19 protein-coding genes are annotated in these 18104 nt (G+C 56.1%); 14 read left to right on the top strand and 5 right to left on the bottom strand.

Going from position 1 to position 18104, the window contains the following annotated elements:
- Positions 1-7: 7 nt before the first annotated feature.
- The 3 genes from K5Q35_RS12320 to K5Q35_RS12310 form a co-directional block, all read right to left on the bottom strand.
- Positions 8-271 (bottom strand): hypothetical protein, encoded by a 264-nt coding sequence (locus K5Q35_RS12320; RefSeq protein ID WP_013960117.1) that lies wholly within the window; start codon positions 269-271, stop codon positions 8-10.
- A 148-nt stretch (positions 272-419) separates the two neighbouring features.
- Entirely contained in the window at positions 420-1643 is a 1224-nt protein-coding gene (locus tag K5Q35_RS12315) for a M24 family metallopeptidase (protein ID WP_220799773.1), read from the bottom strand.
- Between the two features lie 125 nt (positions 1644-1768).
- Positions 1769-2551: an alpha/beta hydrolase gene (locus tag K5Q35_RS12310; RefSeq protein WP_220799772.1), complete on the bottom strand. Its 783-nt coding sequence runs from the start codon at positions 2549-2551 to the stop codon at positions 1769-1771.
- 81 nt (positions 2552-2632) lie between these two features.
- Here K5Q35_RS12310 and K5Q35_RS12305 point away from each other — a divergent pair, with 81 nt between their 5' ends.
- The 13 genes from K5Q35_RS12305 to K5Q35_RS22930 all read left to right on the top strand — a co-directional run bounded on the left by K5Q35_RS12305 (position 2633) and on the right by K5Q35_RS22930 (position 13990).
- Positions 2633-4111, top strand: a complete 1479-nt coding sequence (locus tag K5Q35_RS12305; RefSeq protein WP_220799771.1) for an NAD-dependent succinate-semialdehyde dehydrogenase — start codon at positions 2633-2635, stop codon at positions 4109-4111.
- A gap of 373 nt (positions 4112-4484) precedes the next feature.
- Positions 4485-4670 carry a PLD nuclease N-terminal domain-containing protein gene (locus tag K5Q35_RS12300; protein ID WP_013960113.1) on the top strand — a complete coding sequence of 62 codons (186 nt, stop codon included), beginning with the start codon at positions 4485-4487 and terminating at the stop codon, positions 4668-4670.
- A gap of 83 nt (positions 4671-4753) precedes the next feature.
- On the top strand, positions 4754-4951 hold the full coding sequence (locus tag K5Q35_RS12295) for a CsbD family protein (protein WP_013960112.1): 198 nt from the start codon (positions 4754-4756) through the stop codon (positions 4949-4951).
- Positions 4952-5097: 146 nt separating this feature from the next.
- On the top strand, positions 5098-5592 hold the full coding sequence (locus tag K5Q35_RS12290; RefSeq protein ID WP_013960111.1) for a ferritin-like domain-containing protein: 495 nt from the start codon (positions 5098-5100) through the stop codon (positions 5590-5592).
- 330 nt (positions 5593-5922) lie between these two features.
- Positions 5923-6138: a DUF2945 domain-containing protein gene (locus K5Q35_RS12285; protein ID WP_013960109.1), complete on the top strand. Its 216-nt coding sequence runs from the start codon at positions 5923-5925 to the stop codon at positions 6136-6138.
- The gene (locus tag K5Q35_RS12280) at positions 6135-7097 is read left to right on the top strand and encodes a DNA topoisomerase IB (protein ID WP_220799770.1); all 963 of its coding nucleotides are present in this window, start codon (positions 6135-6137) and stop codon (positions 7095-7097) included. The genes K5Q35_RS12285 and K5Q35_RS12280 overlap by 4 nt, the downstream gene beginning before the upstream one ends.
- 57 nt (positions 7098-7154) lie before the next feature.
- Positions 7155-8537: an MATE family efflux transporter gene (locus tag K5Q35_RS12275; protein ID WP_259650532.1), complete on the top strand. Its 1383-nt coding sequence runs from the start codon at positions 7155-7157 to the stop codon at positions 8535-8537.
- Positions 8538-8864: 327 nt separating this feature from the next.
- Positions 8865-10241 (top strand): NAD-dependent succinate-semialdehyde dehydrogenase, encoded by a 1377-nt coding sequence (locus tag K5Q35_RS12270; protein WP_220799768.1) that lies wholly within the window; start codon positions 8865-8867, stop codon positions 10239-10241.
- A 56-nt stretch (positions 10242-10297) separates the two neighbouring features.
- The gene (locus tag K5Q35_RS12265; protein ID WP_220799767.1) at positions 10298-10909 is read left to right on the top strand and encodes a glutathione S-transferase family protein; all 612 of its coding nucleotides are present in this window, start codon (positions 10298-10300) and stop codon (positions 10907-10909) included.
- 45 nt (positions 10910-10954) lie between these two features.
- The gene (locus K5Q35_RS12260) at positions 10955-11461 is read left to right on the top strand and encodes a lactoylglutathione lyase family protein (protein WP_013960104.1); all 507 of its coding nucleotides are present in this window, start codon (positions 10955-10957) and stop codon (positions 11459-11461) included.
- Positions 11462-11494: 33 nt separating this feature from the next.
- Positions 11495-12433 carry an NADP-dependent oxidoreductase gene (locus K5Q35_RS12255; RefSeq protein WP_220799766.1) on the top strand — a complete coding sequence of 313 codons (939 nt, stop codon included), beginning with the start codon at positions 11495-11497 and terminating at the stop codon, positions 12431-12433.
- Between the two features lie 208 nt (positions 12434-12641).
- The gene (locus tag K5Q35_RS12250; RefSeq protein WP_220799765.1) at positions 12642-13823 is read left to right on the top strand and encodes an FAD-dependent oxidoreductase; all 1182 of its coding nucleotides are present in this window, start codon (positions 12642-12644) and stop codon (positions 13821-13823) included.
- Between the two features lie 44 nt (positions 13824-13867).
- Positions 13868-13990: a hypothetical protein gene (locus tag K5Q35_RS22930; protein WP_374758617.1), complete on the top strand. Its 123-nt coding sequence runs from the start codon at positions 13868-13870 to the stop codon at positions 13988-13990.
- A gap of 564 nt (positions 13991-14554) precedes the next feature.
- Here the strand turns inward: K5Q35_RS22930 and K5Q35_RS12240 are convergent.
- Entirely contained in the window at positions 14555-15535 is a 981-nt protein-coding gene (locus K5Q35_RS12240; protein WP_220799764.1) for a PRC-barrel domain-containing protein, read from the bottom strand.
- A gap of 294 nt (positions 15536-15829) precedes the next feature.
- On the opposite strand from K5Q35_RS12240, the gene K5Q35_RS12235 reads away from it, so the two are divergent.
- On the top strand, positions 15830-17125 hold the full coding sequence (locus K5Q35_RS12235) for a mechanosensitive ion channel family protein (RefSeq protein ID WP_013960099.1): 1296 nt from the start codon (positions 15830-15832) through the stop codon (positions 17123-17125).
- 206 nt (positions 17126-17331) lie between these two features.
- Here K5Q35_RS12235 and K5Q35_RS12230 read toward each other — a convergent pair whose 3' ends face one another.
- A complete protein-coding gene (locus K5Q35_RS12230) occupies positions 17332-17736 on the bottom strand; it encodes a hypothetical protein (protein WP_220799762.1) in 405 nt (134 codons plus the stop codon).
- Positions 17737-18104: the final 368 nt, after the last annotated feature.

Raw genomic sequence — 18104 nt, 5'->3', positions numbered from 1 at the left:
AGTCACCTCAACTCATATTGGTCACATATATCAAGAGAGCAAGTAAACAGCCGGGTATGATATAAACGCCCCAGATCAGCTTGCGCTTCAATGTGCTTTCATACGTGGACAATTCGGCTTTTACAAAGCTTTCCCGTCGTCCGGGGCCTTGATTTTCATCCCACTGCGCTTCCAATTTTTCGCGCCGGGCGGCACGCGCGTAAAACCACAGGCAGATAAAGACAATCGTCAGAGCAACGAGTGCCATTCCCATCAAACGCGCAAATACCACAGATCTGGTCCTTTTCCCTATTCTATCTTTGATATAGGACCGGTTTTGCCTCTTGCAGCCCAAAGGACCGCAATAGTTGCGTCTTTTTACGGCTCAGAACGAAAAGACGCCCGGCGGACCGGGCGTCAATTGGCAAATCGCAGTGATCTTACCCGACGACGTTAAAGCCGGGACCGTAAGGATAGCCTGTGATGTTTTCATTGCCGTCTTCGGTGATGACGAGAATATCATGCTCACGATATCCGCCCGCGCCCGGTTGACCATTTGCGATGGTCAGCATCGGCTCCATCGAGATAACCATGCCCGGCTCCAGAACCGTGTCGATGTCTTCGCGCAGTTCCAATCCGGCTTCACGGCCGTAATAGTGGCTCAGCACGCCAAAGGAGTGACCATAGCCAAAGGTCCGGTATTGCAACAGATCCCGCTCTTCAAAGAAATCGTTGATCTTGTGGGTGATCTCGGCACAGGACGCGCCGGGCTTGAGCAGGCTCATGCCGTATTCATGCGCGGCGACGTTTGCTTCCCAAATGCCCAAGCTGGCTTTGTCGACTTCCTGAACGAACAGCGTGCGTTCCAGCGCGGTGTAATACCCAGAAATCATCGGGAAGGTGTTCAGGCTGAGGATGTCGCCACGTTCCAGAACACGGGACGTCACCGGGTTATGCGCACCATCGGTGTTCAGACCGGACTGGAACCACACCCATGTGTCGCGATATTCCGCATCCGGGAAGCGTTTGGCGATCTCCTGCTCCATTGCATCGCGGCCAGCCATGGCGACGTCGATCTCGCGCACACCGGCCTTGATCGCATCACGAATGGCATAGCCGCCCACATCCGCGACCTGCGCACCATGGCGGATGAGCGCGATTTCGGCTTCGGATTTATGCATGCGCTGCTGCATGGTGGTGTCATAGACATCCACCATGGACATCGGGGAAAGGAAATCCTCCATCTTGTCCCGCTGGATCAGGGTCAGGTGATCGCCCTCATATCCGACAACCTTGTTCTTGCCCGTCACCGACGCAACGGCGCGCCAGAAATTGTCGCGCTGCCAATCGGTGTAGGTGATGTTATCCGCAAAACTGCGCCGCCATGGCTGGCCTGCGTCAATGCCTGCGCTGATGGTCACGCATTCGGATTCCGTTACGACCAGACCATAGGGGCGGCCAAAGGAGCAATACAGAAACCCGGAATAATAGGCGATGTTGTGCATTGAGGTGAAAACAGCGGCTTGTGCGCCAACGGCCTGCATGCGCTCACGCAACTCGGACAGGCGCGCTTCGTATTCTGCAGCGGCAAAAGGCAGCGGCGATTTCTCACCGTTGTGATAGCGGTACATTTCGGGACGTGCGGTTTTGGATTGAGTGGTCATAGACGCATCTCCTTTGACTGAACTGTCCCGGCGTTCAGGACAATCAAGGCGAAGGTTCTCGGGCGACGCCATCGCCCACAGCCTGCAAGCGTCTTGGCCGAAACACGCGCACCGATCAAGCCTTTTTACGTTGTCAGATAACGGACAAGGTCACTTTGCGGATCACACAGCGCGTCGATCACATCGAAATGGTGTTTTGACGGCACGATCACCTTTGGCACCGACCACGCCCCCGCAAGGGCGGCGGCTTGTTGCAGAAAGACCGGGCGTTCCTGTGCCCCGACCCAGATGCACACCGGCGTGTCCGGGGGCGGTTGCAAGACGGGGCTTTCGGCTGCGGCAATGGCGAGGTCCATTTTGAAATCCGCATTCATCGAGGTTTCAAGCAAAGGGCGCAGGTCCGCCACCGGGGAAATCGGCGCGACCTTTTGAATGCGCGCTGCCACATCCGGCGCAAGCATGCCCGGTGCCAGCATACGCGCCACCAGATGCCCGCCCGCTGAATGACCGCTCAGGGTCATCGGGCCATCGAGCCGCGCCGCAAGCGACGTGATCGCTGTCGCGACCTGTCGGGTGATCTGCGCAATCGTCACATCGGGGCACAGATCATATTCGACCATCGCCACATTCCAATTGCGCGCCAATACGCCTTTGGCAAAATGCGACCATGTGGAGCGTCCGAATTTCAGCCAATAGCCCCCATGCACGAAAACCATCGTCCCATGGGCCGGACCCTCTGAATGAAACAGATCATAGGCCTGCCGCGCGCTCGGCCCGTAGGACACACCAAGGTCTGCGCGCGCACCCATCGCCTCGCGAAAGGCGGCGGCCGCCTCGGACCAGCGCGGCGGATACTGCGCCGCCTGCGGAATATAGGCAGCATTGGCATAGGCATCATCCAGTTTCATCCACGCCTCCTGTTTTGTGGAACTGGACAATCATTGTCAGACTTGAAATGCAGACAACAGCCATTTTCGGGAGAACGACAAATGAAAGACATGCCTGCAACCAACCTCAAATCACTGCTGAAGGACCCCAGCCTGCTGGAAACGCGCGCCTATGTGGATGGCGCATGGATTGATGGAGAAAACGGCACCTTTGACGTCACGAACCCCGCACGCGGTGACGTCATCGCGCAGGTCGCGGATCTGAGCCGCGCGCAAGTGGCCAAAGCCATCGCGCGCGCTGAGGTGGCGCAGAAAGAATGGGCGGCTCAAACCGGGAAAGAGCGCGCAGGCGTGATGCGCCAATGGTTTGATCTGATGATCGCGCATGCGGACGACCTTGCGACCATCCTGACCGCGGAACAGGGCAAGCCTCACGCCGAGGCCAAGGGCGAGATCGCCTATGGGGCGAGCTTTATCGAGTTTATGGGGGAACAGGCAAAACGCGTTTACGGAGAGACCATTCCGGGGCACCAGCGCGACAAACGTATCATCGTGCTCAAGCAACCCATCGGCGTTGCCGCCTCGATTACCCCGTGGAATTTCCCCAACGCGATGATCACCCGCAAGGCGGCCCCTGCCCTTGCGGTCGGGTGTACCTTTGTGGCCCGCCCGGCGGCTGAGACGCCGTTGTCCGCCATCGCAATGGGTGTTCTGGCAGAGCGCGCGGGCATCCCCGCGGGTGTCTTCAACGTTGTACCATCGTCGTCGTCTTCGGAAATCGGCAAGGAGTTCTGCGAAAACCCCGGCGTGCGCAAGCTGACGTTCACTGGCTCAACCGAAGTCGGTCGCATTCTTTTGAAACAGGCCGCCGATCAGGTCATGAAGTGCTCTATGGAGCTGGGCGGGAATGCCCCGTTTATCGTGTTTGACGACGCGGATCTTGATGCCGCCGTTGAGGGCGCGATGATGTGCAAGTTCCGCAACAACGGTCAGACCTGTGTCTGTGCAAACCGAATCTACGTTCAGGCCGGGGTCTATGACGCCTTTGCCGAAAAACTGAAAACCGCCGTCGAAGGGTTGCGCGTCGGCGATGGTCTTGAGGACGGCGTGACAACCGGCCCGCTGATCAACACAGAAGCCGTCGAAAAAGTGCAGGACCATATGAACGACGTGGTTTCAAACGGTGGTGCTGTGCTGACGGGCGGCAAACCGCACGATCTGGGTGGCTCGTTCTTTGAGCCGACGATTGTGACTGGCGTGACCCAAGACATGAAAGTCGCGCAGGAAGAGACATTCGGCCCCCTCGCCCCTCTGTTCAAATTCGAGGATGAAGATGATGTGATCGCAATGGCCAATGATACGATCTTTGGTCTTGCGTCGTATTTTTATGCCAAGGACCTCAGCCGCGTTTACAAAGTGTCAGAGGCGCTGGAATACGGCATCGTGGGCGTGAACACGGGTATCATCTCAACCGAACTCGGCCCCTTCGGCGGTGTGAAACAATCCGGGCTGGGCCGGGAGGGATCACACCACGGCATCGAAGACTTCCTTGAGATGAAATACATCTGCATGAGTGTGTGATTTACCCATTAACAACAGGGGCATTTATGAGAAACTGAATGCCCCTGTTTGCACAAAAGCCAAGTACCCGCCCGAGGTTGATCATCCGTGCACGAGTATTTCCGCTCGTCCAACACAGTGATGTTTGGCCTTACGCCCGTCGCCTGCGTGGGCGTCGATCAGTGGTCATAATGCTTCAGGTGCGCAAATACATGCACATGCTGCCGCCGCGCGATTATGAAATAAACAGAAGAAAAAGGACTATATTTCAGTAAGTTGCTAAGCAATAATCACCCGCCAAGGCGCCAAGCGCGTCTCAGCGGGCACGGCGTGATGGAACAAAACAGTCTCCGAGTGGTTAACACCTTGAACCACGAACGGAGGAAGCTCTTCAATGGAATATGGCATTCTCGGACTTTTGATTTTGGTCGCGGACGTTTACGCGATCATCAATATCGTATCGAGCCGCGCATCGCTCGCAGCAAAAGCGCTGTGGACGCTTCTCGTCCTCGTCCTGCCGATTGTCGGCTTCCTCGTCTGGTTCTTCGCGGGGCCACGTGGGACCACCGCAACCACCTAAAACCCACGACTGCTCAGCGACTGAAAAACCCGTTCACACACCGTGTGCGGGCGAACAAACACACCTACAGAAAGGTTATCAACATGAATTGGGATCAAATCGAAGGAAAATGGAAAGAGATGTCCGGCTCAGTCAAGGCCCAATGGGGTGAACTGACGGACGACGAGATCGCCGAAGTCAACGGTGACCGCGACGCGCTGGAAGGCAAAATCCAAGCGAAGTACGGAAAGACCAAAGAAGAAGTCAAAGCTGAAGTGGACAAGTTTCTCAGCAGCCACTGACGGTGTCGACGGGGCGGCGGTGAAATGCTCCCCCAGTCTGTTCAGAATGCAACAGAAAAAGCCGACAAAGCGCAAAACGAGCAGGACGCAATTGTGTATTGCTCGTTCCTCAGCGCGAAAAAACGATCAAGGAAAGGAAATGTCAGATGACAATCAATTCACTCGAAGACGTCTACCATGACCAATTGCAAGACCTTTGGAGCGCGAACAAACAGGCTTTGAGCGTGCTGACGGAACTTGGTCAAGCCGCATCGGACACCGATCTGTCCAAAGCGCTGATCGCGGGGTCCAACGGGATCAACGAGGGGATGGAGAAGGTTGCAGAGATTTGCAGCAAGCACAACATCGACCCTAACGGTGAGCATTGCAAGGGCATGGAAGGTCTTGTTGCCGAAGCCAAAGCACACGTCCTGAATGCGGACTTTGGGGACGATGCGTCACGCGACGCGATGATCATCACGCAATATCAGCGCATGGTGCACTACGCGCTTGCTGGCTACGGCTGCCTGACAGCCTTTGCCAACCGCCTCGGTCATGATGAAGATGGCGCTATCCTTCAAGACTGTCTGAACAAGACATATGACGGTGACCGGACGATGACGAGCATCGCAACAGGTGGCGTGAACGCCAGCGCGGCTTGATTATTCTAACGGTACGAAACGCGTAACGAGTACACAGCGGCGGTGAACGTTATCATCGCCGCTGTTTTTTTGTGCTGCGTCAGGGGTCGCATCGGTTTTCTGGGCCTGAACTACGGGTGTTGGGACAGGTCCAAGAGGCCACGTCGAGGATGCACCCAATAATGGTCTCGTGCGATCGCGCCCAAGGTCGTGCGGCGGAGTTCGGACGCAGCGCAAGTTTGATGCAGAACGAACTGTCAATCCTTCCCTTTTCATATTGGTCGAACATTGTCTTGGAACCTTTAACCGCTCTGGGCCGTTCACAAGGTGTAGCAAAAACCGAGGTTTAAAGTGGCAAAGATCAAAGAAGGGGACGAGGTGCAGTGGGCGTGGGGCAGCGGCACTGCGACAGGTAAAGTGCAATCGATTTTTGCAGAAAAGACCACGCGTAAGATCAAAGGAACCGAGGTTACCCGCAATGGTTCGCAAGATGATCCCGCGTTATACATCAAGCAGAAAGATGGCGACGCGGTTCTGAAGTTATCATCCGAAGTCGACAAATTGTGAGCAGACAACTGGTATATGTGTCGGACGCAGATCCGGGCATTTCTCGGCGTCGCCGTGGGCGGGGTTTTTCCTATATTGCTCCTGATGGCACGACCATCGCGCGCGGCGCTGAACGCAAACGTATCGATGCCTTGGCGATCCCACCCGCATATGAAGACGTTTGGATTTGCGCTCAACACAACGGCCATCTGCAAGCAACCGGGCGGGATGTGCGCAAGCGCAAGCAATACCGCTATCACGTGAAATGGTCGGCCGCGCAGTCTGATACGAAGTTCGGTCAACTCGCAGCCTTTGGTGAGGCCCTGCCCACCATCCGAGCCCGCGTTGATCGTGATCTCACGGCTGATCCTGGTGACATGGAATTCGCCCTGGCAGCCGCCACGACACTGATTGACCGCTCAGCCCTTCGGGTGGGGCATCCGGAACATGCGCAGCAAAACGGAAGCTACGGAGCGCTGACACTGCGCAGGCGTCACCTGTCGCTGAACGATGACAACATCGAGCTTAACTTCAAAGCGAAGGGTGGACAAAAGGTAAGGACAGTTGTGACGAACCGGAAGCTGCAACGGTTGCTGCATCTGGCGCATGACCTGCCCGGCGCGACCTTGCTCACTTGGGTTGATGACGCAGGTGAGCCGCATACCTTGTCCTCCCACCAGCTGAACGCATACCTCAAGGAAGCCGGGGGCGGCGCAGAAATTACCGCAAAGACCTTTCGCACATGGGCAGGCACGCTGGCCGCATTCCTGCGCGCTGAAAAGGGCGATGCAACGATCAAAGACATGGCCACCGCAGCGTCAGAACGTTTGCACAACACGCCGACGGTAGCGCGCAACAGCTACATTCACCCAGCGGTCATTGACTTGGCCGGGCAACCCGCAAAAACGTTTGACGCCGTCAAGCGCAACGGTCTGTTCGCTGCCGAACAGCGGCTTTTGGGTCTTCTTGCCACGCAATAGCACCCCCGATTTCGATTCACCATTGTCTGTTCGACACCTGTTCTGAGGATGCGCCTCTTGGCCAATACCAAAACAAAAATCCTGACTGAGGGCCCCATTTGGAAAGCCCTGACCATTATGTCCGCCCCCATGGCCCTTGGCATCTTCTCAGTCATCGCTGTCGGTCTAGCTGACGCGTATTTCTTGGGTCAGGTCAGTGGTGCGGCCCTTGCTGCGGTGGGGTTCATTTACCCTGTAATCACCGCGCTGACATCTCTTTCCATCGGATTGAGCGCAGGTGCCAACGCAGCCCTATCGCAGAAAGTCGGCGCGGGTTCGAACAAAGAAGACGTACAGCGTTTGGCGCTGCACGCCATTGGGTTGGGCTGCGTGCTCTCTGTGGTTCTGGCCACAGCCGTATGGCTTGCCTTCCCTGTGGCATTCGGGGCTTTGGGCGCAAAAGAAGATGTTGCCAAAGAAGTCGCAGAATACATGCCGCTCTGGTCGCTGTCGCTGCCGTTCCTCGTGGTTATGATGGTCACGAATTCTGTGTTTCGCGCCCACGGAGACGGCGCCACGTCTGCTGCCATCATGATCGTGGCGGCCTTTTTCGGTATCGCCCTGAACCCGATATTTATCTTTGGATGGGGCCCAATCCCCGAAATGGGAACAGCCGGTGCGGCGATGTCCACTTTGATTGGGAGGGTTGTTGCAGTTGGGATAGCACTATGGATCGCGTGGCAGCGCGGCCTCTTAGGTGTCTGCGGGAACGTTCTGACTGGCGTTTTCGCCAGTGCGCGCACCATTCTGAAGGTCGGATTGCCCGCGGCGATGTCTAACGCGATCAATCCGGCGGGTATGGCGCTCGTCACTGCGGCCGTCGCCACGGTCGGGGATGACGCAGTTGCCGGTTTCGGCGCAGCGGGGCGCGTACAATCAATTTTGTTGGTCCCACTTATGGCCTTGTCAGCGGGGATCGGACCGGTTGTGGGGCAGAACTGGGGAGCCAAAGAAACAGAGCGGGCACAATCCGCGACGGTATGGGCCTTTAGGTTCAGTCTCGCCTATGGGGCGGCAATCGCACTTGTTTTGGCGCTGTTCGCAACCCCTATTGCGGGGCTTCTGGCCGCAAGCGAAAGCGATCAGGAATACGCAGCAAGCTATCTGCGCATCGTGGGCTTTACATTGTTTGGGTATGGAATGGTTGTGATCGTGAATGCCGCGATGAACGCCAGAGACAAAGCGGTGTGGTCCATGTCCCTCAGCCTTGGCCGTATATTCGCAGTCTATCTTCCGCTTGCGTGGATCGGCGTGGTGGTGTTTGGGTATATGGGGATCGTCGTCGCTGCTGCTTTGGCAAACCTTTTTGGTGCTGCTGCAGCCGTATTCGCAGCCCGAAGAACCAGTCTTTTGTCATTTGATAAGATATCATCGGCCATTCCGGCACAAAGACCGGGTTGAACGATGATTGCGGTTCTTGTCGCCCAACCCTTAAGTACCATTTATTCAACGGACAGCGCAGAAAACCGCGCAAGGCAGCTCAGGCGACAGTATCGCGAAAGACAACCCGTTACTGCATCCAGATAGCGGGAATCGCGGAAAAGCTGATCGCGAGCCAGCTGCTGTGCCCATCGTCGAGGCACAGTTTGCGTAGTGGGATTGGAGCCGAACCCGGAACGCTTAAGTTGATCCCGAAATTCAGCCTTTCCCGAAATTTATACGTTTGTTTGGAACAACAACAACTGCTCAGCGGTTGTAAATAGACATACAAACGCTTGGAGGCTCAGAATGACGCAGATATCCACTACCAATCCTGCGACGGACAAGACGATCAAAACCTACGAGCTTATGTCCTCCAACGAGGCATTCGATAAACTCGAAAACTGTCACAATGCCTTTCTGGACTGGCGGACCAAAAGCCATGCAGACCGCGCAACCTATCTGCGCGATATCGCATCAGCGTTGCGGAACGACACCGAGGCTCTGGCCGCTCTGATGTCTGAAGAGACGGGGAAACTGCTTCGGGACGGCAAGACGGAGGTGGAACTCTGCGCGCAGATTTTCGAGTATTCCGCTGAGCATGGCCCCGCCACCTTGGCTGACGAAGACCGCACCCATAGCGGCGGCGACAAAAACGGGATCGTCGCCCATTGCCCGATTGGCGTCATTTACAGTATCCAGCCGTGGAATTTTCCGATCTATCAGCCGGTGCGCGTTCTCGCCGCGAACCTGATGGCTGGCAACGGCGTCATCCTGAAGCATGCGTCCGTCTGCACGGGGAGCGGGCTGAAGCTGCGTGACCTTTGCCTCGAAACGGGGTTGCCGGAAGGATTGTTTGATGTCGTGATCGTCGACCATGACACGTCTGACGCCATGATAGAGCACAAGCTGGTGCGGGGCGTCACAATGACGGGCAGCGACGCAGGTGGGCGGCACATCGGCCAGCTCGCCACCAAGAACCTGAAGAAATCAGTGCTGGAGCTGGGCTCAAACGACGCCTATCTGGTGCTTGAAGATGCCGATATTGAACTTGCCGTCAAAACCTGTGTGCAGGGTCGGCTGTACAATAACGGTCAAACCTGTGTGTCTGCGAAACGCTTTGTTGTGACCGAGCCCGTCTACGACGCATTTGTCGGCGCCTTTGTTGAGCAGATGGAGGCGATACGTATGGGCGATCCGACGGATCAGGACACAGAGCTTGGCCCATTATCAAGCGCGGAGCAGTTCGAGACGGTCAGCGAACAGGTCTCGCAGAGTGTCAAAGGCGGCGCTGAAATTCTGTGCGGCGGGACGGCACCGGATCGCACAGGCCAATACTACCCCGCGACCGTGCTGGCGAATTGCCAGCCGGGGACGCCCGCCTATGACGACGAGATTTTCGGACCGGTTGCCGCTGTGATCAAAGCTCGCGACGACGCCGATGCCATGCGCATTGCCAATGACAGCCGGTACGGGCTGGGCGGTGGCATCTTTAGCAAAGACGAGGACAAAGCCCTCAGACTGGCGCGCGACCATTTTGATACCGGCATGGTCCGCATCAATTCGTTCGGCGCCGCAGATCCGAACATGCCGTTCGGCGGTGTGAAAGATTCAGGTTTCGGCCGCGAACACGGCGGCTTCGGCATGAAAGAATTCGTCAACACCAAGGCCATCTACCTGCCCTGAGGCACCACCTCACGGCGGAGAGGCCGCAATTGACCTGAAATCAGAAAGCGCATCCGATGATCAAAATACATTGCCTTGCCTACTCCAGGGCGACCCGGCTTATTTGGCTTATGGAGGATATGGGGCAGCCCTATGATCTGGTCCAATATGATCGAACAGACCAGTTTCACGCACCGGACGCTTTGAAAAAGGTGCATCCTCTGGGCAAATCACCAGTCCTTGAAGACGGCGATTTGATGCTGGCAGAGTCCGCGACCTGCTTGCGGTATCTTGTGGATAAATTCGGCGACAAAACGCACCGCCCCCAGGGTGCACCCGACGATATCCGACACGAAGAGCTTCTCGATTACGTCGAGGGCTCCTTTGCCGGCGTCTGCATGGATGTCATGATCCCCATCCTCAAAGGCGATGAGCCGTCGGATGCCGCGCGCGGCAAGCTGCGCAAGCACCTGAATTACATCGATCAACACCTGCCTCGAACCGGTCTGTTATTTGGCGAAACAGCCTGCCTCGCGGACATCCAGTTTTCCTACCTTCTCGCGAATCTGGACGGGAATGGGTTTCTCGATAGCCACCCACGCATCAAGATGTACTGGGGTGATCTGCAAGAACAGCCCGGCTTCAAAGCGGCAACAATCATTGCGGGCCCAATGGCACCCGATCCCTGAACCCATCCAATCCGACCATGTCACTCACATTTGAAAGGAAGCTTCATGCTACCAACACCCCGCACGTTTTCTCATATTGGACTATCCGTCCCGGACCTTGATGCAGCCGTTAAGTTCTACTCCGAGGTTCTGGGATTTTACACGATTATGCCCCCGACGGACGTGACAGAAGACGACAGTGATATCGGCATAATGTGCACCGATGTCTTTGGCGCAGGCTGGGGCCATTTGCGCATTGCGCATCTGGCTACGGCAGATCGGATCGGGTTCGAGTTGTTCGAATTCGACGGGAACGAAGCGCCGCAGGACAATTTGTCGTTTCGCAAACACGGCATGTTCCACTTTGCCATTCAGGATCCGGACCTTGAGGGTTTACTGGCCAAAATCGTTGCCGCCGGCGGCAAGCAACGAATGCCGGTGCGTGAGTACTTTCCCGACAAGAAGCCTTACCGCATGGTCTATGTTGAAGATCCGTTCGGCATCGTGTTCGAAATCTATAGCCACAGCTATGAGTTGACCTATTCAGCGGGCGCTTATTCCCCGACCGAATAACACTCTATTCACCCAACAAGAGGAGCTTCCGTCATGAAGGCAGCCATTATTCGTGATTACAACACCGAGATCGAAATCGCCGACATCGCGGCACCTGAGTTGCATGACGATTCCGTTCTGGTTGCCGTTCATGCGGCAAGCGTAAACCCTATTGATTACATCCTTCAGTCAGGCGCGATGAAGGACAACATCCCGCTGGAATTCCCGCATGTCATGGGGTTCGATGTGTCTGGTGAGATCATCGCGTTGGGCAAAGACGTCTCTGGCTTCAAGGTAGGCGATGCGGTCTTCGCACGCGCTAACCAGCAAGATGCAGGCGCCATCGCGCAGATCGCACGTGTTAAGGCAGATGAACTGGCCCTGAAGCCCGTCAATATAAGCCATGCGGAGGCTGCGTCGGTGCCGCTGGCGGGTTTGACAGCGTGGCAGGCGTTGATCAGCAAAGGGAGATTGAAGAAAGGCGACAAGGTTCTCATCCATGCCGGGTCGGGCGGTGTCGGCACCCTGGCCATTCAGATTGCCAAACACTTCGGTGCGGACGTCGCGACGACGTGCAGCCCACGCAACGCGGATTTGGTTCGCAAACTGGGCGCAGATACTGTCATCAACTACAGAGATCAGTCCTTTGAGGACGAGCTGTCAGACTACGACATCGTATTGGATATGATGGGCGGCGAAATCCTGAACCGCTCGTTTCAAGTTTTGAAAAAGGGCGGTGCGCTTATCTCGATCAAGGGACAGGACACAGACAACCTCGCGCAAGAGCATGATGTACGCTTCGAATGGTTTTTTATGGAACCGGACGGTGTGATGCTGGCCGACCTTAGCAAGCTTATCGAAGACGGGATCGTCAAGCCCGTCATCGACAAAACCTATCCAATGGAGGCTACGGTCGATGCCTACGCGTACCTGAAAGACGGTCATGCGGTCGGGAAAATCGTGATTTCAATTCCCCCAATAGAGCACTGGTAAGTGACTGCAGTACGCGGATCAGAAACGGCTCGCGTACCGCATCTGAGTTATTTCATAGCCCGGAAAGAGCGTTGAGCGCTGCGGTCAAAAATCCGCACGCAGCCCTGCCCGAAACTAACGCGCGGTTATCAGGTTCTGTGCGTGACAAATGGCTCTGGAGCGTGGAACCAACTCCCTCGCAAATCGTTGTCCATGGTGACACTTAGGGATGGCAGATAGTATGCGGGACGACACGTTTGATACGATTGTAATAGGAGCGGGCTCGGCAGGCTTAGCGTTTGCGCGGACAGCTGCCGATCTTGGCGCACGGGTTCTTTTGATTGAACGTGATGCACTCGGTGGCACTTGCGTAAACCGGGGTTGCGTCCCCAAAAAGATACTATGGGTCGCAGGACGGACCGCGCGGTCCATCGCGCAAGCTGCCGATCAGGGGATCGCAGAATCAAGTTCAATCAACTTCCCGGCGCTAATCAGGAAACGCGACGCCCATATCGCCGATATTCGCGCCTCTTTCGCGGACCAGCTTACGGAAAAAGGCGTTTCTGTCAGACGCGGCGAAGCAACAGTGTGCAACGCCAATACTGTTGTGGTTGGAGATGAAACCTATCACGCGCAGCATCTTGTTTTGGCGACCGGGGGACGTCCAGCCCGGATGGAGATTGAAGGCGCGGAGCATCTGCAGAACAGCGATGATGTGCTGTCATGGGAGGCGCGTCCAGAACACCTCGCAATCATCGGGGGTGGTTACATCGGGTGCGAGTTTGCCGCAATTTTCAGAGCTCTTGGTTCTGAGGTGACGCTGATCCACAACGGACCAAACATTCTTGATAAATTTCCGAAGGACCTCGCCCTACATGCGCAGTCAGGACTGCGCGAAACTGGCATTTCGATTCAAACGAATGACAGCGTAACAGCCATCAAAAAAGACGACACGCTAAAATACTTTTGCAAATCTGGTAGAATGGGTACTGCCGATGTTGTTGTCGCGGCGTCCGGGCGCTCCCCGAACATTGACCAGCTGGGCGAGTTTGTGAAAGCTCTGAAAACCGCAGAAAGTGGTGCTCTGGCAATATCTGACCAATTTCAAACCAGCTGCGCTGGCGTTTATGCTATTGGTGATGTGGCTGACAGGTTGCCTTTGACCCCTGTTGCCACGGCGGATGGTACGACGTTGGCGCATATGTTGCACGGCCAGGGTGCCACTGTTGCGAACTTGGATCTGGTGGCGACGACAGCCTTCGTTTACCCGCCAGCCGCTTTCGTTGGCAGCACGAACAACACTAAAGGGAAGAGCGGCACCGTTACTCCGCTCGCGCAGAACGTGCTGGGCCAGTCCTCACATGATCCCGATTTCTATCAGCTTAGCGTTACGAGAAAAACAAAACGTTAACAGGTGCTGCAATCGCCGCAGAGGGGGCAGAAGACCTCATCGCAATGGCCAGTGCGCTTATCGCGGCCAAGGCTTCGGCAGACGCGTTCACTGACGCGACACCGGTCCATCCCTCATTTGCGGAAGAGTTTTTCTCAAATACACAAACGCAAGAACAGTCTCACTGATGTCATGCAAGCAGGCCGTCATTACCGACGGCTGCTAAACACTCGGTGCACGGTTTTTGGAGCGAAAACAGGGTTGAGTGTCAGGCGCTGTAGTTAGCTGCCAAATCGGGCCGTACGGGCCAGCAACATAAGAACTGGGGGCCTTGTGCAAGACATGGATCGCACGAAGGTCTGCACAGCTATCGGCATAACGGCGCATTCCCTGATCTGAAAACAAACCGGCAACGGCCAAGGCAAAAGCATCGATGAACGGGGGTAGCACAGGCGAAAGCAGCCGGTGGAGATCAGCGCGCCGCTCCGGGCAGGAAATGACGCTGGTGATGTCATCATTCGTTCGCCAAGCTGCCGGACCGGAAATTTGCCCATGACCATGTGAAAAAAAGGACGGCTTACTCGCTCGCCCTGCGGTACGTGGATCTTGGTTCACAACGATTAGCCAAGGCCTGCAAATCCCTATTCAGCGCAGACCCGAACTTGTTAAGCTTTTGCTGACTCTAACTCGCCGTTCAAGCAAAAGACCCGGGGCAAGCCGCCCCAGGTCCTCATGTCTGCGATCAGCTTGGCTTAGCTGCCGTTATAAGTCGGCATTTCTTCCAGCTGTTCTTTCGTGGCATCTACGTAGACGCGCAGTTCACCGCCGTCGCGCGCACGCGTGATGGTTAGGCTGTCCATATTCGTCGCCACCGATTTCTCGCCAAGGCCAAGGAAACCGCCGACGTCCAGTACCGCTTGTTGCAGCTCACCCTTCTCGTCGACGATCAGCTCGGACACTTCGCCGATCCACTCGTCGTTGGTATCGTACAGCGGTGCACCGACCAGCATCTCAGTGGTCAGCTCGCTCGCGTCGAAACGCTCAAAACCGTCGCGGGAAATCTCTGGCGCGGTCAAGTTCTTGGCCGTGCGCTCCACATCGTCTGCCGCTTCGTTTGCAGACTGTTCAATATACGCGGCAGTCGCCAGCGCGGACTCCTTGGCGTCAGCTGCTGTTTCCTCAGCTGATTGGCTGACGTCCTTGGCGGTCTCAGTCACGGACTGTTTGACAGATCCTGCGGTTTGCGTGGCCGTCGCTTTGGCTTCGTTCCACTTGGCCGAAGTCCATGCGCCGATCTGGTCGAAATCAAACGGCTCTGCTTCTTCCAACATCTCCTGACTTGCGGAGAAGGCAAGGAAGTAGCTGCCAGCGTCGTCTTCGTCAGCGATAAACTTCAACTCGTCGAAGTTCACGGCAACAGTCTTTTCGCCGATGCCGAGGAACCCACCAATATCGAGCAGAATGGATTTTGTCTTCCCGTCGCGGGACATGATGACGTCGCTGACCTCACCAATGTCATCCCAGTCGCTGTCGATTTCAGCCATAGGTTCGGTTTCGATATCTGCCGTGCTGGTGTACACGCGCATACCAATCAGGTCAGATGCGAGCAGATCGGCAGACGATGCGCTGCCTTCTTCGTAGTTCATAAACACGCTGTCCGACTTCGCGTCATAGGCCGCGACAGGCATCGCAGTGGCGAGAACAAGGGCTGTTGTTGTCATGAGGTTTTTCATGGTTTTATTCCTCCGTGGTTTGCATTTCCGGCTCAGGGCCGATTACTGTACCAACACGAGGCAAGCCGACATTGTTCCAAACTTTTTTCCGCGATGGTTTTCGCAGAGGTCGCCGCGGGAACATTTCAACCTCTTGGCGCATTGTCCGTATAAGATAGACAGGTGAAGGGTGTTGAGCATTCGCCACGCTGCGGAAAACGAAATGAAAGAAACATGAAATTCAATAGCTTAACTGCTTGCTTGGCACTGGTACTGTCAGTTTTCCTTGCATGCGGGGCAGGTCAGGGCGTTGTTATGGCTCAGACGACCGAGCCCTCTGCCGAAGATACCCCTGTCGCCCCCGAACAACAGGTAGAAATCGAGCCCGTTGCCCCCGACACGGCCATCAAACGCCGCATCGAAAGCATCCTTACTGCGACCGGCTGGTACACGAACCTGTCCGCCGCAGTGGATGAAGGGGTCGTCTTCCTTGATGGCTCCGCAGGGTCGGGCGCGCATCGGACATGGGCCCGCGATCTGGCGCAGAAAACATCAGGCGTCGTGGCTGTAGTTAACCGTATCACCGTCGACGACGGGCCGGTGTGGTCGCTTACGCCCGCTCTCACCGAGCTTGAACGACTGGCTGAGAAGTCGGTCACCGTTTTACCTTTGCTATTGCTCGCCGTCCTGGTGCTGCCGCTGGCATGGTACGTCGCGAGCTTCGTGTCAAAACTGGCCCGCTGGTTACTGCAGGACCGCATTCAATCACCCTTCCTGCGTCAGGTCGTGTCACGTGCCATCGCCTTTCCGGTGTTTCTTTTGGGCCTCTACATCGTATTGCAGGTTGCAGGCCTCACCCAATTGGCTCTGTCGCTGGTGGGCGGTGCCGGGGTTATCGGCATCGTGATCGGTTTTGCTTTCCGCGACATCGCCGAGAATTTCCTCTCCAGTCTCATCCTCAGTGTCCGTCGTCCGTTCCAACGCGGTGATTTCATAAGCGTCGCCGGCCTCAGCGGCACAGTAAAAAGCATGACGACACGCAGTACGCTGCTGACGTCTGTTGAGGGCAATGAGATTCACATCCCCAATTCCACCGTTTTCAAGAACGTTATCGAAAACTTCACGTCCTCGCCCAATCGCCGGGGCGAATTTGTCGTGGGCATCGGATATGATGCGGGGATTGCCGATGCGCAAAGCATCATCCTCGATGCCCTCAACGCCCATGACGCCGTCTTGGCGGAGCCTGAACCGATGGTCCTTGTTGATGTGCTAGGCGCGTCGACTGTGAACATCCGTACTTACTACTGGTTCAATGGGCATATGATATCGCCGATCAAACTGAAATCGGCGCTGCTGCGCGCCGTCAAATCCGCCCTGACTGTTGAGGGGATTTCGATGCCCGACGAAGCACGCGAGGTCATCTTTCCCCAAGGCGTGCGCGTGCTGGAGGGGCGCAGTGAAGACGCCTTGCCCCAGACCACTGCCCAGCCGGACCGACCCGTCGCAGAACCGACCTCAAGCGAAGGCGAAGGTGATCTGCTTAGCGATGAACTCCCGGTTGACACAGACGCGCAGGAAGCGGCTCCAGCGGATTTGCTGGATAACCGTTGAACATCCGATGCAGTCGGTGGTGTACTCAGACCGGCCCATACGTCGTTTTCCGCCATCGCGCCCAGCCCAACAGTGGCATGGAACTTGCACGCGCCTCCGTAAAAAAGGTGTTGCACTGCGCCAGATCAGGGCATCCCAAATGTTGGCCACACGAAGGGGTGGCTTCCCTGGGGTCAGGCGACGGGTCGCACCAGATCATAGGGTGATTAGTCTGTGCGCGCGGCGGGTTGGCCAGATGTTGCGTCGCCCGGCTTGTTCAGCTCATCAGATAGCAGCGATACGACAGCTTGCGTGAGCTCTTCCTGACTGAAGGGTTTGTTCAAATACACCCATCCCCACGTGGACGCTTGGTCGTTCGCATCAAATGCAATGACCCGCCGGTTGACGAGCCATTCGGCATCTTCGGGTGAGACAGAAAAAGTACCGTCGACATTTGCAGAAACAAGGACCAACTGCGGATCACGCTTTTGATTGCTCGCGGACCGCGCCTCAGCGACATTCGTGAATACGGAGCAAACAGCCGACGGCAACACAGCATTGAGCGTCAGGACCATGTCCTGAGACACGAACAGATTCCGTTCAACGACGTAAATATGAAGCTGATCCGTCATGACGATACCCTTTTCTGTGCGCCGCTGACTATCGCGCGCCTGAAAAGGCCCTGCATTAAACTATGACATAGCAAGTGGACTAAACCTGCCAAAATTCGGTTGACCTTGCGGCACCTACGAAGGCTGCATCAGCACTTACAACGGCGGAATGCTGCGGCGTATCGTGCGATCTGGATATCGGGTGCGGTTTGGCTGATGACATCCCGCGTCATGGAACCAATCCCATTATGTTTAAGCATGGATAGATCCGGCCTGCGCGCCGCCTTGGACAACAGCCCCCGATCGCGCCATACTCAGTCGCGAGAGGGATAGCTTTCTGCCTTCTGTAACACACGCGGCCAAGGGCGCGTCACCGTAAGAAATTATTA

Origin of the sequence: Roseobacter sp. OBYS 0001, from assembly GCF_019654895.1 — a bacterium.
GTDB lineage: Bacteria > Pseudomonadota > Alphaproteobacteria > Rhodobacterales > Rhodobacteraceae > Roseobacter > Roseobacter litoralis.
Note: the sequence above shows the minus strand (reverse complement) of the source record. Positions and strands in the feature narration are given on the sequence as shown.